Below are 26,646 nucleotides of genomic sequence, written 5' to 3'. Positions count from 1 at the left end.
GTGCAGAACCCAAAAATTTGGGTTGGTGCTGGTCCCTATAGGCGCTCAACTTCGACCACGAATGCGACAGTGTCGGTTGAACGTGGGAAGATGATTTGCAGAGAACGTGCAACTACCTGATCTATGCTTAAGAACTTGTCGGGAAACTACCTTCTTGGCCTGACTTAAGACTTATGGGTTTCGAAAGGCGGATTTTTCGTGAAGTTCAGCGTTGAAAAGGATGTTTTGGCAGACGCCGTCTCATGGACCGCACGGTCCTTGGCGCAGCGGCCACCTTCGCCTGTATTGGCTGGCATTCTGATCACTACCCATGAGGGCATCGTTCGCCTCGAGGGATTCGATTACGAAATCTCGTCCCACATCCAGATACCTGCGGATATTTCCGAGCAAGGTTCGATCTTGGTCTCAGGCAAATTGCTTGCAGAGATCACCCGTTCATTGCCGAACTCCACGGTCACCCTGGAAACCGAAGGCTCAAAAATTTCGCTGACCTGCGGTCGTTCACGCTTCCACCTGGCTACGATGCCTGTCGATGAATACCCATCCTTGCCAGAACTTCCCGAGATTGCTGGAACCATTGATGGCCAAGCGTTCTCCGAGGCCGTTTCCCAGGTCATCGTTGCCGCTTCGAAGGACGACACCCTTCCGGTATTGACCGGTATCAAGGTAGAGATTGAAAACGACCTGATCACCTTCCTGGCAACTGACAGATACCGTCTGGCCATGCGTGAACTGAACTGGACTCCTAACCAGTCAGAAATTTCAACCTCGTTCCTCATCAAAGCCAAAACCCTGAGCGAAGTAGCCAAAACCCTCTCGAGCTCGGGCGAACTGAAGCTGGCAATCAGCCAGAATGGCGAGATGATCGGTTTTGAAAGCGCGAACCGTCGAACAACCTCGTTGCTGATCAATGGCGAGTACCCCAAGATCCGCTCTCTGTTCCCCAACGACACCCCAATCCATGCGACCGTACGCACCAATGAACTCATGGAAGCTGTGCGACGTGTCTCGGTGGTAGCCGAACGCAATACCCCGGTACGTATGGCCTTCACCGATGGTCAGTTGACCCTTGATGCCGGCACGGGTGAGGACGCACAGGCTGAAGAAGCCATCGTCGCTGCTCTGCGGGGCGAAGATATTGTTGTGGCGTTCAACCCAACATTCCTCTCCGAAGGTCTGAATTCCTTCAATACCGATTTTGTGCGATTCTCATTCACCAGTGCACCTAAGCCGGCCATGCTTACCGGTCAGGAAAAACTGGATGAAGATGACCAGGATCAGTACCGCTACCTCGTCATGCCTGTTCGTCTGCCGAACTCCAACTAACAATCTTTGAGGTGGGTGGCAGCTGCCACCCACCGATTCTTCATCTCAGGACTCCGGTGTATATCTCTCAGCTTTCCCTCACGAGTTTCCGCTCGTATGCGCAAGCAGAGGTACATCTTGTTCCGGGAATCAACGTCCTGGTCGGGCCGAACGGTGTAGGCAAAACCAACATCGTGGAATCCATCGGCTACTTAGCCAATCTTTCATCGCACCGAGTCAGCAACGACGCACCATTACTGAATTTCGGTGCTGAACGAGCGCTCATCCGTGGCACCTTGCACCGAGGAAGCCAGCAAACGCAGCTCGAGGTGGAAATCACCAGCGGCAAAATCAACCGAGCCCGCATTAATCGTGCGAACCCTGTGCGTGCACGAGATATTTTGGGGATGGTCCGCACGGTGTTGTTCGCACCGGAAGACCTTGCCCTGATCAAGGGCGATCCCTCAAACCGCCGACGTTTTCTTGATGAGCTGTTAGTGACCCTGCGCCCGGTGGAAGCGGGTACCAAAACCGACTATGAGCGCATCGTGAAACAACGCAACGCTCTCCTGAAGTCAATCCGAGGCAAATCGAAACTGAGCACGTCGCAGGAAAATACCTTGCAGGCGTGGGACTTGCAGCTAGCGGCCTGCGGGGCACGTTTGATGCGCGGTCGGTTGAATGTATTAGCACTGCTGCGCCCCTACATGCAGGCGGCTTATGCAGATCTTGCCGACGGAGCTAAAAACGCCAGTGCTGTCTACCGTTCGTCGCTCGAGGGCGAACTGGAGGAAACCAGCCTTCCCGCGCAAAATCTTCACGCACTGGGTCAGGAAGAAATCCAAGATCTGCTGCTCAGTGCAATTGAAAGCAACCGGGCCCGTGAACTAGACCGCGGAATTTCACTTTTCGGCCCGCACCGCGATGATGTGGTGCTCACCCTGGGCTCGGCGCCAGCCAAGGGTTACGCCTCGCATGGCGAAACCTGGTCATTCGCGCTGGCCCTGCGCCTGGCGGCCTACCGAGTTTTCGGTGATGACGATCCGCGCCCGGGCTCCGGCCCGATCTTGATTCTCGACGATGTCTTCGCCGAGCTGGATGCCACCCGGCGTAATCGCCTGGCCCATATTGTCGCCGGGGCCGAACAGGTATTGGTCACCGCCGCGGTGGTGGAGGATGTTCCCGAAGCCTTGAAGGGGCATTTTTTCCAGGTCTCCCCTGGGCAGGTTGTGGATGCCTAGCCAGGGCTTCGATGACGAGCATCGTCTGGACCCGGAAATCGACGCCGCCAAGGCGTTGCTCAACCGCATGCGCAAGCTCGCCGAAGAACGCGGGGAATCCCGGCTGGATGCGGCCCGCATGGCCAAAGTCCGCAAACGCCAGATTGCCCGCAACGCGCTGGGCTCTGCCAAAAAACCTACCGTCGAGGGCGCCGCCCGTGATCCCCGGTCAATCGGCGACGTGGTCTCTCGAATGTCGAAGTCCCGCGGGTGGAGTACCCAAGTTGCCGTAGGTTCGGTGCTCGGCCGCTGGAATGAGCTGGTGGGCGAAAACATTTCCAAACACTGCCGGCCCGAGTCGTTTGAAGACACCGTGGTGGTGGTTCGCTGCGATTCAACCTCCTGGGCCACACAGCTGCGGCTGCTGAGCCACCAGCTGTTGAAGAAATTCGACGCGGAACTCGGCCCGGGCATTGTCACCGTGATCCGGGTGCTCGGACCCAACGCCCCGTCGTGGCGGCACGGCTCCAGATCCGTCGCCGGTCGCGGGCCGAGAGACACCTACGGATAAAAATTGCTGACATGGCATATGGCGCTCTAACGCACCGCCTTGCTGGATACCCCCTCAGACGATGACTCAAACACGCTCAGAAGGTCGATTCCGTCGCTTCTATGGCTGATTTACACCACAGAATCCCCGATATTTTTGCTATAGGCGGTAGAATTAGGGTAGTGAATTGACTGTGCCGTGGGCATTCCCACGTCTACGTCGCTCCAGACCAAGATCGCTGAACGCTTCCGGGATCGGACTGCGTCCGGCGCTCGCGCGCCAAATTCGAGGAGTTCGTAGCACCCGTGTCTACCGAAAACGCTTCACCGCAGGAACCGGACAACCTCCCTGTCCCTGCTGAATCGATGACTTCCAAAGTCGAGCACACATATGGCGCCCAGGATATTACCGTCCTCGAGGGACTCGAAGCGGTACGTAAACGCCCGGGTATGTATATCGGTTCTACCGGCCCCCGCGGCCTGCACCACCTCGTTTACGAAGTTGTTGACAACTCTGTCGATGAGGCGCTGGCCGGATACTGCGACACCATCAACATCACCTTGCAGGCCGACGGCGGCGTGCGCTGTGAAGACAACGGCCGTGGCATCCCCGTTGATATCCACCCCACCGAGGGCAAACCAACCGTTGAGGTGGTCATGACCATCCTGCACGCCGGTGGCAAGTTCGGCGGCGGCGGTTACGCGGTCTCCGGCGGCCTGCACGGTGTGGGCATCTCCGTGGTCAACGCGCTCTCCCGCAAGGTCGAGACCGTGGTCCGCCGCCAGGGCCATGCCTGGCGTATCGGCTACTCCAACGGCGGACACACCACCAGCCCGCTCACCCAGGGCGAGGCCACCGAACTGACCGGCACCACCCAGACGTTCTACCCGGATCCGGAAATTTTCGACACCATCGAGTTCGACTTCGAGACCCTGCGGGCGCGCTTCCAGCAGATGGCGTTCTTGAACAAGGGCCTGCGCATCACCCTCACCGACGAGCGTGTGCCGGAAAGTGCCGAACCCGAGGCCGAGGTTGAAGAAGAAGTAGAAAACCACGTGGTTAAGCCGCGCCGGGTCGACTACCTCTACAAGGACGGCCTGCTTGATTACGTCAAGCACCTGAACGCCGCCAAGAAGGTTGAACTGGTCCACGACGAGGTCATCGCCTTTGAGGCCGAGGATGCCGCGCGCGGCATCAGCCTCGAGCTGGCCATGCAGTGGACCACCGCCTACGCGGAATCCGTGCACACCTACGCCAACACCATCAACACCCATGAGGGCGGCACCCACGAAGAGGGTTTCCGTGCGGCGCTGACCGGCCTGCTGAACCGCTACGCCAGGGACAACAAGATCCTGCGCGAAAAGGACGACAACCTCACCGGTGACGACGTCCGCGAAGGTTTGACCGCGGTCATCTCCGTGAAGCTTGCCGAACCGCAGTTCGAAGGCCAGACCAAAACCAAACTCGGCAACTCGATGGCCCGCGGTTTCGTCCAGGGTGTCGTCAACGACGAGCTGGGCGACTGGTTCGGTCGCAACCCGAACATCGCCAGGGACATCATCCGCAAGGCGCAGCTCGCCTCCCAGGCCCGCATGGCCGCCCGCAAGGCCCGCGACAACGCACGCCGCAAGTCCCCCATGGAATCCTTCGGCATGCCGGGCAAGCTCTCGGACTGCTCCTCGAAGAATCCGGTGGAGTGCGAAGTGTTCATCGTGGAGGGCGACTCCGCAGGCGGCTCCGCCAAACGCGGACGCAACCCGCACACCCAGGCCATCCTGCCGCTGCGCGGCAAGATCCTGAACGTGGAACGCGCCCGCTTGGACCGCGCCCTGGGCAATGCCGAAGTCCAGTCGATGATCACCGCCTTCGGCACCGGCATCGGCGAAGAATTCGACCTGTCCAAGCTGCGTTATCACAAGATCGTGCTGATGGCGGATGCGGACGTGGACGGCCAGCACATCACCACGCTGCTGTTGACCCTGATCTTCCGCTTCATGCGCCCGCTGATCGAGCAGGGCTACGTGTTCCTGGCCGCTCCCCCGCTGTACCGCATCAAGTGGTCCAACGCGGCGCACGAATACGTGTATTCGGACAAGGAGCGCGACGCGGCACTTGTCGCCGGCGCCGCGGCCAACAAGCGCTTGCCCAAGGAAAACGGCATCCAGCGCTACAAGGGCCTGGGCGAGATGGACTACTCGGAGCTGTGGGACACCACCATGGATCCGGAGCGCCGCACGCTGCGCCAGGTCACCATGGATGACGCCGCCGCCGCAGATGAGATTTTCTCCGTGCTGATGGGCGAGGATGTCGAATCCCGCCGCAACTTCATTCAGCAGAACGCGAAAGACGTCCGCTTCCTGGATATCTAGGCGATATCACCGCGGACCGTAGAACTTTTTTGATGTGTAAGGGAAAAAATTGAGCGACGAGCAGACCCCTGAGAACGAACCGCTTGACGGCGAGGTCGTAGCGCACGACGGCGGGCGCATTGACCAGATCGACCTGCAGGCAGAAATGCAGCGGTCCTACCTGGACTACGCCATGGCCGTGATCGTCGGCCGCGCGCTGCCGGACGTGCGCGACGGCCTGAAGCCGGTGCACCGCCGCGTGATCTACGCGATGTTCGACGGCGGCTACCGCCCCGAGCGCGCGTACAACAAGTGCGCCCGCGTGGTCGGCGAGGTCATGGGCCAGTACCACCCGCACGGCGACACCGCGATTTACGATGCGCTGGTACGCCTGATCCAGGACTGGGTCATGCGCTACCCGCTGGCCCTGGGCCAGGGCAACTTCGGTTCCCCGGGCAACGACGGCGCCGCCGCCCAGCGTTATACCGAAACCAAGATGGCCCCGCTGGCCATGGAGATGGTCCGCGACATCAACGAGGATACCGTTGATTTCCAGGACAACTACGACGGCAAAAACCAGGAACCCACGGTGCTGCCGGCCCGTTTCCCGAACCTTCTGGTCAACGGTTCCTCGGGCATCGCGGTGGGCATGGCCACCAACATTCCCCCGCACAACCTGCACGAGGTAGCCGAGGGTGTGCAGTGGTACCTGGCCAACCCCGAGGTCACCCGCGAGGAACTGCTGGCCGCCCTGATGCAGCGGGTGAAGGGCCCCGACTTCCCCACCGGCGCCATGATCCTGGGCACCAAGGGCATTGCCGATGCCTACCGCACCGGCCGCGGCTCGATCACCATGCGCGCGGTGGTCAACGTCGAAGAAATCCAGGGCCGCACCTGCCTGGTGGTCACCGAGCTGCCGTACATGGCCAACCCGGACAACCTCGCGGTGAAGATCGCGGAGCTGGTGCGCGACGGCAAGATCGCCGGCATCGCGGATATGCGCGATGAGACCTCGGGCCGCACCGGCCAGCGCCTGGTGATCGTGCTCAAGCGCGACGCCGTGGCCAAGGTGGTGCTGAACAACCTCTACAAGCACACCGAGCTGCAGTCCAACTTCTCCGCGAACATGCTCGCGATCGTGGACGGGGTGCCGCGCACCCTGCCGCTGGACGGGTTCATCCGCCACTGGGTCACCCACCAGATCGAAGTGATCGTACGCCGCACCAAGTACCGGCTGCGCAAGGCGGAGGAAGAAGCGCACATCCTGCGTGGCCTGCTCAAGGCGCTTGACGCCTTGGATGAGGTCATCGCCCTGATTCGCCGGTCCTCGACCACCGAGGCGGCGCGTGACGGGCTGATCGAGCTGCTGGATATCGACGAGGATCAGGCCCGCGCCATCCTGGATATGCAGCTGCGCCGCCTGGCCGCCCTGGAACGCCAGAAGATCCAGGACCGCCATGCCGAGCTCGAGCGGATGATCACCGAATTCAAGGCGATCATCGCCGATCCGCAGCGCCAGCGCACCATCGTCTCGGAAGAACTGGCCGAGATCGTGGACAAGCACGGGGATGACCGCCGCACCAAGATCCTCATGGGCTACGACGGCGACATGAGCGTCGAGGACCTGATCCCCGAAGAGGAAATGGTTGTCACCATCACCCGCGGCGGCTACGTCAAGCGCACCCGCATCGACAACTACCGTTCCCAGGCCCGCGGCGGCAAGGGAATCAAGGGCGCGAGCTTGCGCGGGGACGACGTGGTGGAGCACTTCTTCGTCACCTCGACCCACAACTACCTGTTGTTCTTCACCAACCACGGCCGGGTCTACCGCACCAAGTGCTACGAGCTGGCCGAGGCAGGACGCGACGCCAAGGGCCAGCACGTGGCCAACGTGATGGCCTTCCAGCCCGATGAGCACATCGCCCAGGTGCTGGATTTGCGCACCTACCAGGATGCCGAGTACCTGATGCTGGCAACCCGCAACGGTTTGGTGAAGAAGACCCGACTGGAAGACTACGACACCAACCGCACCGCCGGGGTGATCGCGATCAACCTGCGCGAGGACGACGAATTGGTCTCCGCGCAGCTGGTCAGCGAATCCGATGATGTGATGCTTGTCTCGCGCAAGGGCCAGTCGGTGCGCTTCACCGCGACGGACACGGCTCTGCGTCCGATGGGCCGCGCGACCTCCGGCGTCACCGGCATGAAGTTCCGCGAGGGCGACGAGCTGTTGGCCGCCGACGTGGTCCGCGAAGGCTCCTACATGTTCACGGTGACCGACGAGGGTTACGCCAAGCGCACCACGGTTGAGGAATACCGTGTGCAATCCCGTGGCGGCTTGGGTATTAAGGTTGCCAAGCTCAACGAGGAACGCGGCGAGCTGGTGGGCGCGATGATCGTTGATGAAACCGATGAGGTTCTGGTCGTGATGGGATCGGGCAAGGTGGTCCGCTCGGCGGTGTCGCAGGTTCCGTCCAAGGGCAGGGACACCATGGGTGTCATCTTTGCCAAGCCGGATAAAAAAGATTCGATCATCGCGGTTGCCAAGAATACTGAGACCGAGCTTGAAGAGAACTCGGAGGAAGATAACGTAATCTTGGATGCGGAAAACAAGACCAATGAGTCATCGGGCACGTCGGAAGACACTTCCGCGTCCGCAGATGATGACACCACTAACGGAGGTAACGCATGAGCACGCCCTCGACGCCACGCCCCAGCGGCAGTGCCCCGAAGAGCGCAGCGCCGCGACCTACCCAGGTAAAGCGACCTGCGGCCGCTGGCGCAGGTAGCCGTCCAGCCCCGGGTCAGCGCCCGGCTCCGGGCCAGCCACGTCCGGGTCAGCCGCGCCCGGCCGGAGCGCCTCGCCCTACCGGGCAGCAGCGTCCCGCAGGTTCCCAGGAGCGTCTGGTGCGCCCCGCACCCAAGGCGAAGGTCCGCAAGGCGCGCCTGCTGGTTTCCAAGGTTGAGCCGTTCTCTGTTCTGAAGATTGCCTTCCTGCTCTCGGTAGCTTTCGGTGTGATCACCGTGGTTGCCGCGGTGGGTATCTGGGCCGTTCTGGATCTGAGCGGAACCTTTGATTCCTTCAATCAGCTGATGCGTGAGGCTATTGGAGCGGACGACAGCTTCGACCTGCGGGATTCCATGTCGCTGGGCCAGGTTGCGTCATACGCCACGATCATTGCGGTGGTCAACGTGGTGGTGATTTCGGTGGTCGCCATGCTGGGGTCGGTGCTGTACAACATCGCATCCTCGTTGGTCGGCGGCGCCGGAGTGACGCTCACGGACGACTAGAACGACCCATGTCGAGCCCGGGATTCATGCTGTGATGCATGACACCCGGGCTCGATTTGTATCTTCGCAAAATCCCCGGTAAAGTTTTATTTCGTTCCGAAGGGAACAAAACAAAAGCAAGGGCGTATAGCTCAGGCGGTTAGAGCGCTTCGCTGATAACGAAGAGGTCCCAAGTTCAAGTCTTGGTACGCCCACCGAATCCTTGCTGGAGAGAAAGAGGAAGTAATGAAAAAGTTCCTAGTTCTTGCAACGATTGCAACCGCTGCTGTGGTTGTGATCAAGAAGGTAAAGGCTTCTTCGGAAACCAAGGAAACCTGGCATCAGGTAGCCGATAAAGTTTCCTAAAGCTTTTGGGGCCTTAGCTCAGTTGGTAGAGCGCCTGCTTTGCAAGCAGGATGTCAGGAGTTCGAATCTCCTAGGCTCCACAAAAGGGGAAATGGAAAGCTCATGCTTTCCATTTTTGCCTTAACCCAAGGCGACTGGTGGATTTACCTCGAGCCGTTGGGGGCCTTAGCTCAGTTGGTAGAGCGCCTGCTTTGCAAGCAGGATGTCAGGAGTTCGAATCTCCTAGGCTCCACAGGAAAAAAGACGGAAAGCGAAAGCTTTCCGTCTTTTGTTTAAGCACGCCGGCTGCACGCCCTGAATCAGCGGTGCGACGCCCGGTGCAGGCCGTGGCGCGAGAGCACCCCAGCATAGTGCCCTAACAATTCGTCGCCAATCTTTTCCCAGGTCCTGCCCTGCACGCTATGCAGGGCGGCCGCGCTGAAAGCTTCACGTTTGACGTCGTCAAAAACGAGGTCCCTGACACGATAGGTGAGCTCTTCGAGCTGACCCGGTTCGTAAAGCCACCCGGTACGCGAGGAATCCACGAGGTCTAACGGCCCTCCCCTGCCCACGGCCACCACCGGAACACGGCTGGCCATGGCCTCTTGAATGGTCTGGCAAAATGTTTCAGACTCCCCCGGATGAACAAAAACATCCAATGAGGCCATGACTTCGGCCAACCTCGTGCCCGAAAGGAACCCGGTGAAGTGGGCCTTGGGCATCAGTGCTCGCAGGTCGTTTTCCATTGGACCGGATCCTACGATCACCAGACGCGCACCAGGCAGCTCGCTGAGCCCCCGCAGGTCCTCAACCTGCTTGTCCGCCGACAAGCGCCCCACATAGCCGATGAGGCGCTCGGAGGGCGACGCCACAGCGTTGCGGAACGCTTCGTTGCGTCGTGACGGTGAAAAGAGGGTCGCATCTACTCCCCTACGCAGCATCTGAAGGTTCGTGATTCCCAGGGAATCCAATTGGGCCATCGAGAAGCTGCTGGGCGCCAGCGTGAGGTCCGCGGCAGTGTGGATGGCCCGTACATGGTCCCAGAGCCGTTCGGCGAGCCAAGGGAACTTATAGAGGGCGGCGTAGGTGGGAACCTCGGTTTGATACACCGCGACGGTGGGCAATCCGAGTTCGGCGGTAGCCTTGAGCGCGTTCCATCCGAGAAGAAAAGGGCTTGCGAGATGAACGAGCTGCACCTGTTCCTTGTGCAGGATACGCCTAAGACGTTGCACCGAAGCCGTGGACAAACGAACTTCTGGATATTTTGGAAGCGGTACCGACGGAACGGTGATGACCCGAAATCCACGGTAGTACTTGGGTACTGCCTTGCCCTTGAGCTCGTTTGCCAACGAACCGGCCGGCGCGATGACCACGGCTTCGTGTCCCCTGAGCGCCAGATGATCCAGCGTTCGCAGAATCGAGTTTGTGACTCCGTTGACGTGTGGAAGGAATGATTCAGCAATGATGGCTACTTTCACATCTACAGCTTCAGCCCTGTACATGACAATGAAGTGAACTAGATTTGCAGTGCTCATGAACAGCAAAACTTCGCGGTGAAGCACTGTCGTGGTCGATCCAGGCGGACTCCGGCGAAGGTTTGAGACAGGGCAGCTGAACCTCCAAATGAGTCGAGCTGTGTCATCTGCCGTCCTGCATCTGAGCAACGCCGTCTGCACGGTGGCGATTCAGAATGCACGATTTGTAGCCCGTGGTGCCTCCTTCGAGAGAAACTTGGGACCGAAGCCGCGAGCCTGCTTCCCGCTGAGCTTGCACCGTCCGCTAAGGATCCGCTCTACCGCGCATCGCTGTGTACGTCACGGCAGGGAAACCCTGAGTGATCTGTTGCCGCCCGCTTCGCGGAGATTCCAATCCTGCCAGGAGGTCGCGGCCCCAATGCGGACTAGCTGCCTGTGATGGGATCATTCGACGCCAGAATGGCCACCGATCCTTCGAAGGCCGAGATTTTTTATGATCGCTACCGAGCAGCCGATTCGCGGCGTCCCGGGTTCCGGGAGCGTGTTTCCGCTGAGCGTCCAGTGGCAGTCCAGTGGCAGCTGGGACATCAATAGATTCCCAATAACGCATATATGAAGAAGTGCGCTGCGCGTCTTGTGCTGATGGTCGATTGATCGAAAAAGCTTGATCATAAAAACTAATTGACTAGTATATATTCCAATAATGGGATACTTGGTTTTCCGATGGAAACTCCACGATCGCGATTCGAATTCACCTGATTTAGGAGCAGTATGGACACCGGGTAACCTTAGCCTGTGACGTTTTTGCTTGCCGCATTGGGGATTCTGGGGATTTCAGCTTCCGGCCCCATCATCGCGGCGTTCCCTCAAGTTCCGGTGCTCTCCATGGCGGTTTGGCGCAATGGTGCTGCAGCAGCAGTGCTGTCCGTACCGGTACTCAGGAAGAATAAGCAGGCCTATCGTGAGATCACCAGCAGAGAGTGGTTCTTCACGATCGTAGCCGGCGTTGCCCTGGCGCTGCATTTTGTTTGTTTTATGTATTCGATGCGTTTGACGAGCGTCGCAGCTGGCACGGCGTTGGTTTGCATTCAGGGTGTTTGGATTGTGTTGTTTCAAGCAGCCCGCGGGGTCCGATACCGGAAGCCGGTTTTCTTTGGCATGGTCATTTCCATCATGGGAGTTGTCCTGATCACTGGATTCGACCTTGGACAGGGCCAAGACGCGATTATTGGCGACCTTCTTGCCCTTGCCGGCGGTGTATTAGCCGCCGTCTACACGCTTGCTGGCGCAGCCGCACGCAAGACCATGGGCACCGCAACGTATGCGTCCAGCTGCTATGGAATTACCGCGGTGATCCTGCTGGCTCTCTGCCTGGCTGTTGGTCAGCCGGTTTGGGGATTTGATGCCTCCGGATGGCTTGGCATCATCCTGCTGACGGTCTGTGCACAGCTACTTGGGCACACTGCCATGAACCATCTTCTTAATGTGCTCGGACCGCTCACCGTTTCTACGTTGATCTTGTTGGAGATTCCGGGTGCCGCACTGCTCGCCGCGTTGGTTCTGGGTCAGGTTGTGCCGACTGCAACGTATCTAGGGCTGGGAGTGATCTTGCTGGGCCTGATATTGGTGGTTAGGGGCCAAGTACCAAGCAAAACAGAGAAGTAGGTGGCTTACTGGTCTTCGCTGAGAATATCGCGCACTTCATCTACGGTGGCTTCTCGTGAGGCGACCGGTTGCTGTGGTTCGGCGCTGACCGGTTCGTTTTCCCAGGGGTCCTCGACCGGTTTGGAAGCCTTCCATGCAGCCACGAGCAATGCGATAACGCCCGCAATTAGGCCTACGGCTAGTAACTTTCCAGCACTGCTTTTCTTGCTCATTTTTCTCCTCAGGGTTTCACCCGTCATGCAACAGGTACCTCCAGCGTAGGCACTTGCCTCTCTTCTAGCCAGCGTTTGGCTGGTGTGCACCGAAATTTGCCCGAAATTTTCACTGACCGCGTAGGTCGCTTTTTCGTGGCTCGGGCCGTGCTCGTGGAAGAATGAGAGCATGACCGCAAACGCAACGCACAAAGCCACGATTCATACCTCTTTGGGCGACATCGTTGTCGATCTTTTCGGCAACCACGCTCCAAAGACCGTCAGCAACTTTGTTGGCCTCTCGACCGGTGAGCAGGAGTGGGTACACCCAGAATCCGGCGACAAAAAGACCGAGACCCCGCTTTACAGCGGAACCATTTTCCACCGCATCATCGCGGACTTCATGATCCAGGGCGGCGACCCGCTGGGCCAGGGCTTCGGTGGCCCAGGTTACCAGTTCGATGATGAGATCCACCCGGAACTGAACTTCAACGAGCCTTACAAGCTGGCTATGGCCAACGCAGGTATCCGCATGGGTCGCGGTACCAACGGTTCGCAGTTCTTCATCACCACCGTTCCAACCACCTGGTTGCAGGGAAAGCACACAATCTTTGGCGAGGTCAACGAGGCTGAGTCCCGCAAGATTGTCGACGCCCTGAACGCTGTCGCCACCGACGGCCGCGACAAGCCGCTGGAAGACGTAGTAATCAACTCGGTCGACATCGAGACCCTGTAACTTCTCAGTCACGCGATTCGAAGGCTCCGACGACTCCCATAGCGGGGTCGGCGGGGCCTTCGACGTTTAAATGCCATTGATCCATCCAACGCAAGGTAGAAAACCACATGTCCTACGGGCAAATGAATCCTCAAGGCCAATCGCAGCCAACGTGTTATCGCCACCCCGAGACAGTGTCGTATGTTTCATGCAACCGCTGCGGCCGTGCTGTCTGTCCGCAGTGCCAGGTTCCCGCCCCTGTGGGGATTCAGTGCGTGGAATGCGTTCGGCAGGCCAACAAAGACATCCCAAGCCAAAAGACTCAATTTGGTGGGCGCGTGCGTACCGGGGTGCCGCTGGTCACGATGACCTTTATTGGCCTGAACGTGTTTATGTACCTTTTGCAGTGGATCATTCCGGGATTCACGAGAGATGTGGTGCTTATTCCGGCGCTCGCGGCGTATGAACCATGGAGCCTGATTACCAGTGCCTTTGCGCACTCCACCGGCTCATTCCTTCACATTCTGATGAACATGTACGGCGTATACATCTTTGGCACGTTACTTGAACCGCAATTGGGGCGGCTCCGTTTCGCGTGGCTGTATCTTCTGAGTGCTTTGGGCGGTTCATTGGGGGTCATGCTGCTGAGCCCGGCGACAACCGCGACGTTAGGCGCTTCTGGCGCTTTGTCTGGTCTATTCCTGGCTACATTTGTTGTCTTCCGCGGCAATAAGCAGGCGCTACGCCAGATGGCCATCATTCTGGGTCTTAATGTGGTTTTGGGCTTCGTGGTATCGGGCATTTCATGGCAGGCTCACCTGGGTGGAGCCATTGCCGGCATCCTGGCTGCAGCGTGCATCGTGCTCATCCCCAAAAGTAATCCACAGCGTTCAAGGATTCAGCTGTCACTTCTCGGCGTGATGAGTGTGTTGACGGTGATTGCGACTTACCTGGCAGTCGAGTCAGCTAAGTGGCCGTTGGCCTAGTTCGAATACGTAGCACCACAGATATCCACACAAGTTATCCACACTGTTAATAACTTACAGCCATGTAACTCTGGGGCGCCAAAGTTATTAACAGCCCGGAACAACCGGATTTTCGGGTAATTTCGGCACCGCTAGGCTAATACTCACAGCTTTCTCCCCAGCTGTGGATAACTTTTAAACACGGTTGTAGATAGTGTGTTTACGAACTCGAAACCAGCGATTTACGTCGCGTTCGAATCTTTGGACGAGCGCTGTCTGGAACGGGGAAATCGCAGCTTTGTAGAACTTTCCACAGTGTTGATCCACAGTGTTAATAACTTTTATACACATCCAATTTGTTGCGCAAAATCGCTTTGACTAGATGATTCATTGCAAAGTGAGGCAATATCGAGGCATTATCCCCACCTGTGGATAACGTTGTGAACAAGTTGTGCCTTGCCGTAATCCACAGAGCCTGTGGATATCTGTGGATATCAGTGTTTTAGCTGGTGAAAAGTGGCATCACCAGCAGTGCTGCGAAGACCAACATGAGGATGCAGATCAGCCCATCCAGTACTCGCCAAGACTTGGGATTGGCGAAAAATTTGGATAGGAACCTGGCGGCATAACCGAGCGCCGCGAACCAGAGCAGGCTGGCGACTATGGCGCCTACCGCGAATGCGGTGGACCCTTCACCCTGCGAAGCTCCGATGGAACCCAATAGGAGGACCGTGTCGATGTAGACGTGAGGATTGAGCCAGGTCAGCATCAGGGCGGTTGTTGCCACCGCCATGGCAGTCGTTGGGGCGGCGGCGGTAGTGGAGTCCATGGCGGAGGGTGCGATGGCGCGACGCAACGCAAAAAATGCGTAGCACGTTAGAAAAATGGTGCCGCCGATACGAGCAATTACCAAAATCCACGGTGCTTGTTCAACCACAACTCCCACGCCGGTGATGCCCGCCAAAATGAGCACCACATCTGACAGTGTGCAAATGGCAACGGTGAGGAGCACATGCTCACGCCGAATACCTTGCCTCAAGACAAATGCATTTTGTGCCCCAATGGCAACGATGAGTGACAGCCCTGTAGTGAATCCAAGGGCGAGGGAGGTATTGATCATGGAACGACAGTACGAAAGGCATACATCTGATGTCGAACTTAATTATCTGAATCTACATTAGTGTAGCTAATGTGAATTTTGACGTAGAGCACTTGCAGACGTTGCTGGCTGTTGTGGATGCAGGGAGTTTTGACGATGCATCTATTGATCTGGGGGTAACACCCTCTGCCGTAAGTCAACGAATTAAAGCACTCGAGAACAGGGTAGGGACTGTCCTGGTTGTTCGCAGCCGCCCTGTAGTGCCGACGGAACAGGGCTCAAAGGTCCTTCGATATGCCCGCCAGATTGCGGCATTAAGCGCAGAGTTCTCCCACGAAATCTCTCGAACAGGCCACCAGCATGTTGCGGTGGGTGTCAATGCCGATTCCCTTTCGACTTGGTTTACGCCGGTTTTCGACGAGCTAGCTCGATGGACTGACGTGTCCGTTGAGATTTTGCGAATGGATGAAGGCAAGTCGCTTGATATGTTGCGCAGTGGTCGAGTCAGTGCGGTGGTGACTAACAGTGCTGAAGCTGCGCAGGGCTGCACGGTGCGTAAACTCGGTGCACTGCGTTACCGGGCGGTCTGCAACGCACAGTTGGCGGCGAAATTTTTTGCTTCAGCTCAATCCAGCGGTTTGCTCGAGGCGCCGATGATAATTTTTGATCGCGAAGACGGGTTGCAGCATCGTTTGCTGACCCATGCGGGTGTGGACCCATCGCAGCGGGGCAGCGCCATGCATATGGTTCCGGATTCCTGGCAGTTTGTGCATGCCATCCAAGCGGGTATGGGGTGGGGGATGATCCCTGAGCAACAGCTTGCACAGGTCGAAGGGCTTCAGGAAATAGATGAGCAATGGTTCATCGATGTACCGCTCTACTTTCAACGCTGGTCGGTGGATTCTGAAATCCTGCGGAAGCTGGAAGCCGTTTTGTTGCAGGTGGCCAGCGATAGCGGCATCGATTTGCTAACCTAAAAACCAAGCGGACAGTTCGGTTCGCAGCCGGACGATGGAGCCGTACCCGGAAACACGACAAGACGGCCAGAGAAGGAATCTGGTTATGTACTGGCTTGTTTTGATTGTTTCCGGCATGTTTGAAGCTGTCTGGGCTACCGCACTAGGACTCAGCGACGGGTTGTCGCGTCTTGTTCCCACGATCGTTTTCTTTGTTGCACTTCTTTTGTCCATGGGCGGGTTGGCCTATGCAATGAAAGAAATCCCCACCGGAACCGCCTATGCGGTCTGGGTGGGGATTGGTGCATCGCTGACCGTGGTCTACTCGATGCTCACGGGTCAAGAGCCGGTTACCCTGCTCAAGATGGTGTTTATTCTCGGCCTCGTGGGATGCGTGATTGGCCTGAAGTCAGTGAGTCACTGAAGTCAGCTATTTCCAGCCCGTCGTCATGAAGAAGCCGACCATGGCAATGCCGAAGCCGACAACGATGTTCCAACCGCCGATATTCGGAATTGGAAAAAGAGTCTGGGATAGGTAATACACCATGATCCAGGCCAAGCCCAGAAGCATCAGGCCGAACATGACCGGCTTGTACCAAACGGGCATTGGCTTATCCACGGCGTGGGACCCAGTGTTCTCCTGGGGCTGTGGCTTGTTCTTGCGTCGTGGTTTTGACTCCGGCACTCGAATGCTCCCTTAGCTTCTTCCGCATAATGTAGTAAATGTGGGAGACGATTGGGTCTTCCCGGTACGCTAGGTGCAGGAGAACTTCCGAATTTTCTCAGTTTTCCTGCGTAGCTTCCATACTAACGGTAATGTGCCCTGCTCAGAGAGTCGGGATGTTGCCCCACCGTGGGAACGCCTACCTATTTGATGTCGTCCCTCAGCAAGGAGCAAGATCGACGTGAACCGCGCCGCAACCGCGACAGGCCGCCGTGTGAGTCGTCCACGGCAGACTGTGGGCGGTCGAATTGCCGGATTTTTTGGTGAATTGCTGATTACCCTCGGCATCGTACTCATGCTCTACGTTGCGTGGGAACTATGGTGGACGAATATTGATTCGGCCCAAGCCCAGCAAGAGGTAACAAACAACCTCGTCCAGAACTTGGGTGACGTGGTGATCCCAGATGCTGCGGATGACAACGACGACGATAAGGATTTCGGCCCGGCACCGGTGACCGAAATTGAGTCGGGGGAGACCTTCGGCATCATGTACTTCCCAAGCTGGGGAAATAACGGAACCTACCACCCGGTGACGAACGGCGTGGGGGACGAGGTCATCGACAACCTGGGTATCGGCCATTACCCGAACACCCAGCTTCCTGGTGAGAAGGGGAATTTCGCCGTAGCCGCACACCGGCAGACCCACGGCCAGGTGTTCTGGGATATCGACAAACTTCATGAAGGCGACAAAATCTACCTGCAGACCAAGGAAGGCTATTACACCTATACCTGGTCCAAGACGGAGATTGTGTCTCCCTCGGATGGCGAGGTGCTGCTCCCGGTTCCGCACCAGTGGGGTGTTGAACCAACCACGTCTATCCTGACCATGACGACCTGTCATCCGAAGTACACAACGAAGCAGCGCATGATTGCGTATTCGGAACTGACCAATTGGCGGCCGCTGGATGCCGGACCGCCGTCAGAAATTCGTGACCTTGTTGCCAAGGCAACCAGCTAGGGGAGAAGATGTACGCTTGGATTTTCCGTAATCTGCCCGGCCCGGTGTGGCTTCGTATTATTGAAGTATTGATTCTCATTGCCGCCATCGTGCTATTACTAATGATGTATGCATTTCCGTGGCTGAATCAGTACATCAGCCCGTTCACCGACTCGACGATTGGCCAAAGCACGCCGTGAGCAGCATTAAGATCCTGGTGATCGATAACTATGACAGCTTCGTTTACACCTTGGTGGGGTACCTGCAGGAGCTGGGTGCGCAGACTACCGTCTACCGCAATGACGATCTCACCCTCGAACAGGCGATTGCATTGGCCGCGGAGCACGACGGGGTGCTGATCTCTCCGGGTCCTGGTGACCCCGCAGGAGCCGGCGTAAGCATCGATTTGATCAAGTGGTGCGGGGAGCAGTCCAAACCTATGCTGGGTGTGTGCCTGGGCCATCAGGCGCTGGCAGAGGCCTATGGTGGCACGGTGACACACGCCGAGGAACTGATGCACGGCAAAACCTCATTGGTCAGCCACGAAAACCATCAGATTTTCGCCGGAGTATCCAATCCCTTTACCGCCACTCGCTACCACTCGTTGGCTGCGTTGCGGGAGACAATCCCTGAAGAACTTCAGATCATCGCCGAAACCGCTGGCGGGGTCATCATGGGATTGGCCCACCGCACGGCACCATTGTGGGGTCTGCAGTATCACCCTGAGTCGGTGCTGACCGAACAGGGTTATCAGATGCTCGGCAATTGGCTTGAGTTCATCGGGTTGTCCGGGGCTGCGGAGAAAGCCTCCACGCTCAGCCCGCTGTTCAGCGGAGAATAAATAGGTCATAAACCAATCGCGCCGGATGATCATCCGGCGCGATTGGTTTAAGTGCGATTAGTCGTCTTGCGGTTCATCGGTGGGGCGGGTGCGGTCTCGTCCGTTGTTCCCGTTATTTCCGTTGTTCGACTCGTTGCTGCTGCTTGAGCTGTCTTCCGAAGGGGAAGGTGAATCCTGGGGTTCCTCAGTCTCAGAAGGGCTTGGCGATGGTGTTGGGCTCGGAGTGGGCTCCGGTTTCTGTTTGGCGACCGAGATCTTGACCAAGCTGCCTTGTGCGACATCGGTACCGGCTGCAGGTTCCTGCGCAAAGAGTGTGCCTGGATCATGTTCGTCGGTTTCGACATCGACAAACTGCACCTTCAGTTGGAACTCGTCAGCGGTCAGCGCCTTGGTTGCTTCGTCCTTGGACATATTGGTAGCCGTGGGAACGGTGACTTGCCCGGTCGACAGGATCAAGTCAACCTTGGACCCGGCCTTCACCTTGGAACCAAGCTCCGGGCTGGTTCCAATAACCCAGTCGGTTGGAATGGTGGCCGAGTTTTCGCGACTGACATCCCCTACCTCCAGCCCGGCTTGGCGCAAGGCGTCGCGGGCAGCGGTTTCGGACTGGTTTTCAAGACTCTCCGGGATAGTGCGCTGTTCGGCACCCGAAGAAATATACAGGTCTACAGTGGATTCTTTAACGATCTCCTGGCCAGCAACCGGATCGGTGCGGGTCGCTTTTCCCTCGTCAACCTCATCGCTGTACTCGGTTTTCACATTCACGTTGAAGGTTGCATCGCGCAGCACCCTCGTCGCGTCGTCCTCGGACAGATTCAGCACATTGGGAACCGCCACGGGTGCCTTGCGTTCCTGATCTGCCTGGATGGAACGAATCACCAGAAAGCCGGCGATGCCGACCGCGAGCAGCGCGATAATGGTCAACAACGCAATCAGTCCGCGATTTGATTTGTGCGGACGGTCACGCGAGTGGGAGTCGAACACCGGATGCTCATTGGTGTGCGGTGCGGCTTCAGCCTCGTAGATGGTCTCCGTGGAATCGTGAGTCCCGTAAATCGGCATGGTGTAGGCCGGAACCGTGTGTTCGTGGAACTCAACGCCATGGGAAGCATCTTCGAGCGCCTGGGCGAATGCCCCGGCGGACTGGAACCTTTCGTCTCGATCCTTGGCGAGGACCTTGAGCACAATCGGATCATAGATCGGATTGATGTCTGGTTTGACCTCGCTGGGTGTCAGCGGGGTTTCTCCAACGTGCTGGTAGGCAACTGATACCGGGGAATCACCGGTGAAGGGCGGCTTGTGGGTCAACAATTCATAAAACAGGCAACCCGCCGAATAGATATCGGTCCGGTAGTCGACCTGCTCGCCACGGGCTTGCTCGGGGGAGAAGTACTGTGCGGTACCCACCACGGCGGCGGTCTGCGTCATGGTGGCCGAGTTATCCAGGGCTTGGGCGATGCCGAAGTCCATCAATTTCACATGACCGGAATCGGTCACCATGACGTTGGCGGGTTTGATATCGCGGTGCACCACGTTTTTGGAGTGCGAGTGATCCAGCGCCGCGCACACACCGCGAATCAGGTCAACGGCCTGTTGTTCGTTGACTTCATCGTCTGCGATGACCTGTTTAAGGGTTCGCCCGGTGACATACTCCATGACCATAAACGGCAGCGCTTCAACTGCCTGATCGGTGGCCGGCAGCAGCCCGGAGTCATACACCGCGACAATATTCGGGTGACTGAGCCCCGCCACGGCCTTGGCCTCGCGGCGGAAGCGGTTGACCACCATGGGATTGCTCGCGGTGTCTTGGCGCAGCACCTTGACCGCTACCTGACGTGCTAATACATGGTCGGTGGCAAGATACACATCGGCCATGCCGCCGCGACCAATCAACGACTGGATCTCATAACGGTCGTTGATGAGCCGCGGCAAGCCCGCCGGCAGCGGTTCCAATTCGCTCATTACTCGCCCGTAGCCTCATCCTGCGCAGAATCCGTGGCGGTGCTCGTCTGCGACGGGGTTGCGCTGGGAGTTGGCGACGCCGCTGGCTCCGGGCCCAAGGAAACCGACAGGCTCACGCTGGTTCCGGGTGCGACGGCGCTATTTGCCGGAACACTCTGGGAGAGCACGGTCCCGGCCACCGAACTATCGTACTGCTCGGAGCCCTTGGCCGCGGCAAGTCCGGCAGACTGCAACAGTTCCTGAGCGGCACTGTAGCTCATGCCCGTCACCGAAGGAACATCAACGGTCTGCGCGGCCATGGCATAAACCACCTTGATGGTTGAACCGGCTTCGACACTGCCCGAGGGGCTGACCGAGAGCACGGTACGCGGTTCCGCATCGGAGGTCTCCTGGGCGACGTCGTTCACGTTCAATCCCAGCCCCTCCAATTCAGCGGTGACAGAATCAATATCCTGGCCCACCAGGGAGGTGCTGACCTGGACAAACTGATCCTGGGTTGCGCTCGGAGTAGGAGTGCTGGAGGGCTGGGTTGGAGCAGTGGTCTCCGGGCTTGATTCAGTGGTTGGGTCGCTTGACTCAGTGCTCTGACTGGACTCGGTAGTCTGCGTACTTTCTGTGACTTCCGTGGTCGGCTGGGTTTCGTCATCCGATCCACCGGTTAGCGCCGGGATCAACCAGGCGCCCAAGCCAATGAGCGCCGCAACCACGATGATGGCGATCAGCGGGATCAGCCACGGGCTGCGTTTGTGCTCCTGGTCGTCCTCGGGATCTTGGACATCCACATCTTCGTCGTCAAAACCTTCGGCGGAATCCGCGTCGGCGCTGGAGACAGAGAACTCATCCTGGGCGGGGCTGGCCGGGGAGACAACGGTTGGCATAGCGTTGGTCATAGCCGGCGCGGTATCCGCCGCTGCGAATGCCTGGGTCGCATCGTCATCCAGGTTCAGTGCCTGGGTCGCATCCTCGGAAATTCCGGTAGCGAGCATCCCGGGCACGGCCAGGGTGGCGGTGTTGGTGTCACCCGCGCGCAGGGCATCGGCTGCCTGGGCCAGGGCGGTGGCATTCTCCGGGCGATCCGCAGGGTTTTTGGCCAGCATGGACATGATCAGCTGGCGCACCGGAGCCGGGATGGTTTCCGGCAACGGCGGCGGAGCATCGTTGACCTGGGCCAGGGCGATGGCAATTTGGGATTCGCCGGTGAATGGCCGGCGGCCGGCCAAGCACTCGTAACCGATGACACCCAATGCGTAGATATCCGAGCTGCCGGTGGCGTTTTGACCGGTGGCCTGCTCGGGTGCCAGGTACTGGGCGGTGCCCATAACCTGTCCGGTGGCGGTCAGCGGAACCTGGTCGGCCAGGCGGGCGATGCCGAAGTCGGTGATCTTCACGGTGCCCGAAGGCATCACCAGGATGTTTCCGGGTTTCACATCGCGGTGCACCAGGCCGTGTTCGTGCGCCGCGGCCAGGGCGCGGGCTGTCTGGGCAATCAGAGACAGGGTCCGGTCCACGTCGAGCTTGCGCTCGCGCTCGATGATGGTTGACAGCGGCGGGCCCGGAACAAGTTCCATGACCAAGTACGCTGAGCCGTCTTCTTCGCCGTAGTCGAAGACTCCGGCGATGCCGGAGTGGTTCAGCAACGCGGTGTGCCGGGCCTCAACACGGAAACGGGTCAGGAATGACTCGTTGTTCGTGTATTCCTCTTTCAGGATCTTGATCGCCACGAGGCGTCCAAGGACCTGGTCCCGTGCTTTCCATACTTCGCCCATGCCGCCGATTGCAATGCGATCGGTCAACTTGTAACGACCGCCCAAGGTGGTGCCGGTTATTGGCCTCACTTGTTGAACACCGCCTCTACCATCTTCTTCATGATTGCCCCAGCCGTGTTGTGGCCAGTGTTGTAGTCTACTTGCTGGATGGTCACCGTGATGGCGACCTGTGGATCATCCGCCGGTGCGAAACCGGTGATCCAGGAGTTCACGATTGGTGTGCCGTTCTCGGTTCGCACCTGAGCCGTGCCGGTTTTGGCACGAAGGTCAACACCCGGAACAGCCGCATTCATCGCGGTACCGGATTCAACCGGACCCTTCATGAGCTCTTTCAAATCGGCTGCAACCTCAGGAGTCGTGGCCGTGGAGAATTTCTCCGGCTGTGGTTCTTCGATCACCCGCAGGTCCGGAGCCGTGACCTTTTTGACCATATTCGGTTTCATAATGACCCCGTCATTGGCAATGGCCATGGCGGCCATGTTCATCTGCAACGGAGTGACCTTGTTGTTGTACTGACCAATTGCCATCTGCGCGAGCTGCGCAGCGGTGATGTCCTTGGTCGGGAACTGGCTCGGAGTCACCGACTGCGGGATATCCAGCTGCTGTCCGAAACCGAAACGTTCGGTCACATCAGCAAATGTGTCCAACCCCAGCTTCTGGCTGATTTCCATGAACGGGGTGTTGCAGCTCTGAGCAAAAATGAACTCCAAAGTCGCTTCGGAACGGCGCCCGCAGATACCTTCCATGAAGTTGTTCATCGTGTCGCTCGAGCCTGGATACGTCGCCGAGGCAGGATTGCTGATCACGGTATCCATGTCGTAGTGCTCGGACTCGAGCGCGGCGACCGTACTGAGGATCTTGAACGAGGAACCGGGGGAGACCAGATCGCCGATTGCCGGATTGACGTATGGGCTCAGCCCTTCAACATCACTGATCTTCTTCATATTCTCCGCCGCCTTGGACGTCGAATGAACTGCCAGGTCGTTGGTGTCATACGTAGGTTTGGAAACCATTGCCAGGATTTCACCGGTCTTGGGATCGGTCACCACCACGCTGGCACGCAAGCCGTCAGGGATTGCGTCGAAGGCCGCCTGCTGAAGTTTACCGTCGATGGTGAGTTCAACCGAGGCACCCTCCGCCTTCTGTCCGGTGAACATCCCTGCAAGCCGGTCGAAAAGCAGATCCGAGCTCGAGCCGGTCAACCAGTCGTTGAGTTTCGACTCCAGCTGGGTGGTGCCATTCGCCAGCGAGTAGTAACCGGTCAGGTGCGCATAAAGCTCCGGATCGGTGTACTTGCGCTGGAAATTGAACTGGCCGTCATCGGTTTCCACCGATTCTGCGATCGGTTTGCCATCCACCAGGATCGCGCCTCGAGGCAAATCGAACTCGCGGAACAGCTGGCGCTTGTTCAGCGCATTGTCGTTGAGGGTCTCGGCATTGAAGAACTGGATGTAGCTCAAGCCGCCCAGGCAGATGACAAAAAGCATCGTCAGGGCTATCCATACACGTTTAATTGCCTGATTCACTGATTAGTCACCGCCTTTCGGTTGGAGAGCTTGGTGGTTCCGGGAGTTGCGATTTCATCGGTGGGTCCTACGGTGCCGCTCATAGGGCGGCGGGCATTGTGGGAAATGAGCAGGAGCAGAGCGACGATGATCCAGTTGGCCAGCAATGATGAACCGCCGGCCGCCATAAACGGTGTGGCTAGACCGGTGAGGGGGATAAGCCGGGTGACACCGCCGATGATGACCACACACTGCAAACCCAGGGTGAAGGACAGGCCACTGGCAAGCAGCTTGCCGAAGGTGTCCCGGGAACCCAGGGCCGCACGCAGTCCACGCGAGACCAACAACATGAACAGCAAGATGATGGCGGTGACACCGACCAGGCCGATCTCTTCACCGAAGGAAGCGATAATCATGTCCGAGTTCGCCAGGGGCACTCGATAGGGAGATCCGCCACCAAGGCCCGTTCCGAACAGGCCTCCATCAGCCATCCCGAAGAGGCCTTCAACAATCTGTGCGCTGCCGCCTCTAGCCTGATAGATCTCAGGATCGAAGGCGTTAAGCCAGACATTCACTCGGCGTTCAACGTGACTCATGGTCAAGGCGGCAAAAACACCGCCGGCTGCAACCATGAGCAACCCGATGAGTACCCAGGAAATACGAGCCGTGGCCACGTAGATCATCAAGATAAACAGGCCGAAGAACAAGATGGCCGAACCGAGATCCCGCTGAACCACCAAGACGCCAATGGACAATAGCCAAGCGATGATCATCGGCGCCAGATCGCGTACCCGGGGGAATTGCAGCGGGCCGAACTTTCGTCCAGCCATCAAAATCAAGTCCCTGTTGGATGACAGATAGCCGGCGAAAAAGATCGACAAGGTAATTTTTGCCAGCTCACCGGGCTGGAAGGAGAACTGACCAACGTGGATCCAGATGCGGGCACCGTTGATCGTTCTGCCGAGTCCTGGAATCAGCGGCAAGAGCAACAAGACAATAGATGCCAATAGGGCAATATAGGTGAATCGACGAAGGAGGCGGTGATCCTTGACTGCCCAGAGGACTAAGGCTGCAACCAGGATGGCGATGGCGGTCCACATCAGCTGCCTACTTGACTGAGAGGTTCCCTTGGCCAAGTCGATGCGGTGAATCATGGCCAAACCCAAGGAGTTTAGCGCGACGGTAATTGGAAGTATTACCGGATCGGCATACTTTGCAAAAATCCGCAGAAGTACGTGGATGATCAAAGCCAGGAAGGCCATGATGCTCATCTGGATGATGAAATTTTTGTTGTCGTTGTTTTCGGTTGCACTACCAACTAGGAAGAAGGCGGCGCCACCCACACACAGGGCCAACAGCAGGAGCAGGAGCTCGAGATTGCGCCGAGGCACCGGTGCGGTTTGCACTTCGGTCATTGCATGATCTCCTGACAGTACGCCGGTAGTGGTGTTTGGGTTGGTTGGTCGCTGCTGCCCGGTACCTGGACCGGGCAATTCTGCTTTGCCGTGACCAGCAGCTCTTGGATGATCGCTTGAGCGTGTTCCCGGCTGTCGGCGGGGATGGAGGATTCAACTCGCTGTCGCGAATACTCGGGTAACGCCTCGAGGGGCACCGAGCTGACCGTATCGATTTCTGAGAGGGAAATTGGACCCAACTCTTGAGGCACGCCCTTGTAGATGGCGACCTTCCCATCGACGGGACCGACAAAGTATTGGGTCTGGCTCCAGACGTATCCCCAAGCCCCGAGGACAACCACCAAAACGGCGGTCAAGGTCAGCAAGATCGGCATGAGCCAACGGCGATGCGGAACCGACTCGTCGATGGGGTCGAGCACATCACTGGCCGCAGGGGAGCGGTGCGTCAGCAGCGCCGCAGCGCGACGCTCGCCGGTGTGCTGGGTGACAACCGGAATCTGCCCGGTCTGCGTGGCCAGTTGCGCCGCACCCACCAGCAAGTGCGGGCGCTGGGAGATTTCGTGGCGCAACAGCGAAGCGCTGGCTTCGACGTCACCTTCTGCGGCGATGGCCAGCTGCGCGGTGTCCGGTGCCGGTTCCAGCTCCGCAAACTCGTCGTTTTCCTGGCGCTGGTCTTGAACAACCTCGAACATGACTACCGTGACATTGTCCGGTGCGCCATTCTTCAGCGTGATTGCCACCAGGTCGTTGACGGCTTGATCCATATCAGGAGTTGACCGGATGATTTCTTCGATGACGGCCACGGGAACCGCATCGGTCAACCCGTCCGAGCAGAGCATCCAGCGTTCGCCCTCGGTTGCCTCGAGCTGCTGGACATCAAGTTCGGGAGACGCATCCGAATCACCCAGCACCCGGAGCAATACGTTTTTGTGCGGGTGGACTTCTGCTTCTTGCCGGCTGATGCGACCTTCATCGACCAGGCGCTGCACAAAGGTATGGTCGGTGCTGATCTGTTCAAAGACGTCGTTTTTCAGGCGGTAGGCGCGTGAATCGCCAATGTGGGCCATGTGCAACGTCGAACCTGAGAGCAACAGCGAGGTGACGGTGGTGCCCATGCCGGAGAGTTTGGGATTGGCGCCGACCAGTTCGTTCAAAACAAGATTGGCTGCCTGGATTTCATCGGGCAGGGCATTTTGCGGGTCGGCTGTGACCGCGCGGTCAAGATGCACCAGGTCCAACACGGTGGAGGCCGAGGCGACGTCGCCACCTACATGGCCGCCCATGCCGTCGGCTAGAACCGCGAGGTATGCGCCGACGTAGGCCGAGTCGTCATTCTTCTTGCGGATTCGTCCGACGTCGGACTTGGCGGCAAATTTAAGCTTCAAAGCCATA

The 26,646-nt window shown here is 58.2% G+C and carries 24 protein-coding genes, 3 tRNA genes and 1 riboswitch; of the genes, 18 read left to right on the top strand and 9 right to left on the bottom strand.

Annotated features, from left to right (window positions below; translation table 11 throughout):
- Positions 1-198 precede the first annotated feature (198 nt).
- From dnaN to ACIOWL_RS17810, 10 genes are all read left to right on the top strand, one after another.
- The gene (gene dnaN / locus ACIOWL_RS17855) at positions 199-1,326 is read left to right on the top strand and encodes a DNA polymerase III subunit beta (protein ID WP_400388177.1); all 1,128 of its coding nucleotides are present in this window, start codon (positions 199-201) and stop codon (positions 1,324-1,326) included.
- Positions 1,327-1,382: 56 nt separating this feature from the next.
- On the top strand, positions 1,383-2,546 hold the full coding sequence (recF, locus tag ACIOWL_RS17850; protein WP_400388174.1) for a DNA replication/repair protein RecF: 1,164 nt from the start codon (positions 1,383-1,385) through the stop codon (positions 2,544-2,546).
- Positions 2,539-3,096, top strand: a complete 558-nt coding sequence (locus ACIOWL_RS17845) for a DUF721 domain-containing protein (protein ID WP_400388171.1) — start codon at positions 2,539-2,541, stop codon at positions 3,094-3,096. The genes recF and ACIOWL_RS17845 overlap by 8 nt, the downstream gene beginning before the upstream one ends.
- Positions 3,097-3,440: 344 nt before the next feature.
- The gene (gene gyrB, locus ACIOWL_RS17840) at positions 3,441-5,444 is read left to right on the top strand and encodes a DNA topoisomerase (ATP-hydrolyzing) subunit B (protein ID WP_400388217.1); all 2,004 of its coding nucleotides are present in this window, start codon (positions 3,441-3,443) and stop codon (positions 5,442-5,444) included.
- 49 nt (positions 5,445-5,493) lie between these two features.
- Complete coding sequence (gyrA, locus tag ACIOWL_RS17835) at positions 5,494-8,115, top strand: DNA gyrase subunit A (protein WP_400388168.1); 2,622 nt, start codon at positions 5,494-5,496, stop codon at positions 8,113-8,115.
- The gene (locus ACIOWL_RS17830) at positions 8,112-8,714 is read left to right on the top strand and encodes a DUF3566 domain-containing protein (RefSeq protein ID WP_400388165.1); all 603 of its coding nucleotides are present in this window, start codon (positions 8,112-8,114) and stop codon (positions 8,712-8,714) included. Before gyrA ends, ACIOWL_RS17830 begins: the two co-directional genes overlap by 4 nt.
- 120 nt (positions 8,715-8,834) lie before the next feature.
- Positions 8,835-8,908 (top strand) — tRNA-Ile (locus ACIOWL_RS17825).
- Between the two features lie 31 nt (positions 8,909-8,939).
- Positions 8,940-9,059, top strand: a complete 120-nt coding sequence (locus ACIOWL_RS17820) for a DLW-39 family protein (protein ID WP_396275996.1) — start codon at positions 8,940-8,942, stop codon at positions 9,057-9,059.
- A gap of 7 nt (positions 9,060-9,066) precedes the next feature.
- Positions 9,067-9,139 (top strand) — tRNA-Ala (locus ACIOWL_RS17815).
- Positions 9,140-9,218: 79 nt separating this feature from the next.
- Positions 9,219-9,291, top strand: a tRNA-Ala gene (locus ACIOWL_RS17810).
- A 67-nt stretch (positions 9,292-9,358) separates the two neighbouring features.
- On the opposite strand, the gene ACIOWL_RS17805 is transcribed toward ACIOWL_RS17810, so the two are convergent.
- Entirely contained in the window at positions 9,359-10,516 is a 1,158-nt protein-coding gene (locus ACIOWL_RS17805; RefSeq protein ID WP_400388162.1) for a glycosyltransferase family 4 protein, read from the bottom strand.
- A gap of 792 nt (positions 10,517-11,308) precedes the next feature.
- On the opposite strand from ACIOWL_RS17805, the gene ACIOWL_RS17800 reads away from it, so the two are divergent.
- On the top strand, positions 11,309-12,178 hold the full coding sequence (locus ACIOWL_RS17800) for a DMT family transporter (protein WP_400388160.1): 870 nt from the start codon (positions 11,309-11,311) through the stop codon (positions 12,176-12,178).
- A 5-nt stretch (positions 12,179-12,183) separates the two neighbouring features.
- Here the strand turns inward: ACIOWL_RS17800 and ACIOWL_RS17795 are convergent, their stop codons facing one another.
- Complete coding sequence (locus tag ACIOWL_RS17795; RefSeq protein ID WP_400388157.1) at positions 12,184-12,390, bottom strand: hypothetical protein; 207 nt, start codon at positions 12,388-12,390, stop codon at positions 12,184-12,186.
- A gap of 169 nt (positions 12,391-12,559) precedes the next feature.
- Between ACIOWL_RS17795 and ACIOWL_RS17790 the strand changes: the two genes are divergently transcribed.
- Both ACIOWL_RS17790 and ACIOWL_RS17785 read left to right on the top strand, forming a co-directional pair.
- Positions 12,560-13,105, top strand: a complete 546-nt coding sequence (locus ACIOWL_RS17790) for a peptidylprolyl isomerase (protein ID WP_400388154.1) — start codon at positions 12,560-12,562, stop codon at positions 13,103-13,105.
- 107 nt (positions 13,106-13,212) lie between these two features.
- Positions 13,213-14,070 carry a rhomboid family intramembrane serine protease gene (locus ACIOWL_RS17785; protein ID WP_400388151.1) on the top strand — a complete coding sequence of 286 codons (858 nt, stop codon included), beginning with the start codon at positions 13,213-13,215 and terminating at the stop codon, positions 14,068-14,070.
- 481 nt (positions 14,071-14,551) lie between these two features.
- Here the strand turns inward: ACIOWL_RS17785 and ACIOWL_RS17780 are convergent, their stop codons facing one another.
- Positions 14,552-15,169 carry a LysE/ArgO family amino acid transporter gene (locus tag ACIOWL_RS17780; RefSeq protein ID WP_400388149.1) on the bottom strand — a complete coding sequence of 206 codons (618 nt, stop codon included), beginning with the start codon at positions 15,167-15,169 and terminating at the stop codon, positions 14,552-14,554.
- A 71-nt stretch (positions 15,170-15,240) separates the two neighbouring features.
- Between ACIOWL_RS17780 and ACIOWL_RS17775 the strand changes: the two genes are divergently transcribed.
- Both ACIOWL_RS17775 and ACIOWL_RS17770 read left to right on the top strand, forming a co-directional pair.
- Positions 15,241-16,125: an ArgP/LysG family DNA-binding transcriptional regulator gene (locus ACIOWL_RS17775; protein WP_400388146.1), complete on the top strand. Its 885-nt coding sequence runs from the start codon at positions 15,241-15,243 to the stop codon at positions 16,123-16,125.
- Between the two features lie 3 nt (positions 16,126-16,128).
- A riboswitch (guanidine-III (ykkC-III) riboswitch) is annotated at positions 16,129-16,196 on the top strand.
- Positions 16,197-16,210: 14 nt separating this feature from the next.
- Positions 16,211-16,528: a DMT family transporter gene (locus ACIOWL_RS17770; RefSeq protein WP_400388143.1), complete on the top strand. Its 318-nt coding sequence runs from the start codon at positions 16,211-16,213 to the stop codon at positions 16,526-16,528.
- Between the two features lie 6 nt (positions 16,529-16,534).
- Here ACIOWL_RS17770 and ACIOWL_RS17765 read toward each other — a convergent pair whose 3' ends face one another.
- Complete coding sequence (locus ACIOWL_RS17765; RefSeq protein ID WP_400388140.1) at positions 16,535-16,789, bottom strand: cell division protein CrgA; 255 nt, start codon at positions 16,787-16,789, stop codon at positions 16,535-16,537.
- A gap of 220 nt (positions 16,790-17,009) precedes the next feature.
- Here ACIOWL_RS17765 and ACIOWL_RS17760 point away from each other — a divergent pair, with 220 nt between their 5' ends.
- From ACIOWL_RS17760 to ACIOWL_RS17750, 3 genes are read left to right on the top strand one after another with little or no spacing between them, the layout of a single operon-like run.
- Complete coding sequence (locus ACIOWL_RS17760) at positions 17,010-17,786, top strand: class E sortase (protein WP_400388138.1); 777 nt, start codon at positions 17,010-17,012, stop codon at positions 17,784-17,786.
- Between the two features lie 8 nt (positions 17,787-17,794).
- Positions 17,795-17,965 (top strand): hypothetical protein, encoded by a 171-nt coding sequence (locus ACIOWL_RS17755; protein WP_400388135.1) that lies wholly within the window; start codon positions 17,795-17,797, stop codon positions 17,963-17,965.
- Positions 17,962-18,606, top strand: coding sequence for an anthranilate synthase component II (locus ACIOWL_RS17750; protein WP_400388132.1), 645 nt, complete (start codon positions 17,962-17,964; stop codon positions 18,604-18,606). Before ACIOWL_RS17755 ends, ACIOWL_RS17750 begins: the two co-directional genes overlap by 4 nt.
- Positions 18,607-18,663: 57 nt before the next feature.
- Here ACIOWL_RS17750 and pknB read toward each other — a convergent pair whose 3' ends face one another.
- Genes pknB through ACIOWL_RS17725 form a run of 5 tightly spaced genes read right to left on the bottom strand, consistent with a single transcriptional unit; the run spans position 18,664 to position 26,645 of the window.
- Complete coding sequence (gene pknB, locus ACIOWL_RS17745) at positions 18,664-20,568, bottom strand: Stk1 family PASTA domain-containing Ser/Thr kinase (RefSeq protein ID WP_400388129.1); 1,905 nt, start codon at positions 20,566-20,568, stop codon at positions 18,664-18,666.
- On the bottom strand, positions 20,568-22,403 hold the full coding sequence (locus ACIOWL_RS17740) for a protein kinase (protein ID WP_400388127.1): 1,836 nt from the start codon (positions 22,401-22,403) through the stop codon (positions 20,568-20,570). Before ACIOWL_RS17740 ends, pknB begins: the two co-directional genes overlap by 1 nt.
- Positions 22,400-23,860: a peptidoglycan D,D-transpeptidase FtsI family protein gene (locus ACIOWL_RS17735; RefSeq protein ID WP_400388124.1), complete on the bottom strand. Its 1,461-nt coding sequence runs from the start codon at positions 23,858-23,860 to the stop codon at positions 22,400-22,402. The genes ACIOWL_RS17740 and ACIOWL_RS17735 overlap by 4 nt, the downstream gene beginning before the upstream one ends.
- Positions 23,857-25,254 (bottom strand): FtsW/RodA/SpoVE family cell cycle protein, encoded by a 1,398-nt coding sequence (locus tag ACIOWL_RS17730; RefSeq protein ID WP_400388122.1) that lies wholly within the window; start codon positions 25,252-25,254, stop codon positions 23,857-23,859. The genes ACIOWL_RS17735 and ACIOWL_RS17730 overlap by 4 nt, the downstream gene beginning before the upstream one ends.
- Positions 25,251-26,645 (bottom strand): PP2C family protein-serine/threonine phosphatase, encoded by a 1,395-nt coding sequence (locus ACIOWL_RS17725; protein WP_400388120.1) that lies wholly within the window; start codon positions 26,643-26,645, stop codon positions 25,251-25,253. The genes ACIOWL_RS17730 and ACIOWL_RS17725 overlap by 4 nt, the downstream gene beginning before the upstream one ends.
- Between the last annotated feature and the right edge of the window lies 1 nt (position 26,646).

It is taken from the genome of Glutamicibacter sp. NPDC087344 (assembly GCF_044744225.1).
Classification (GTDB): Bacteria; Actinomycetota; Actinomycetes; order Actinomycetales; family Micrococcaceae; genus Glutamicibacter.
Note: the sequence above shows the minus strand (reverse complement) of the source record. Positions and strands in the feature narration are given on the sequence as shown.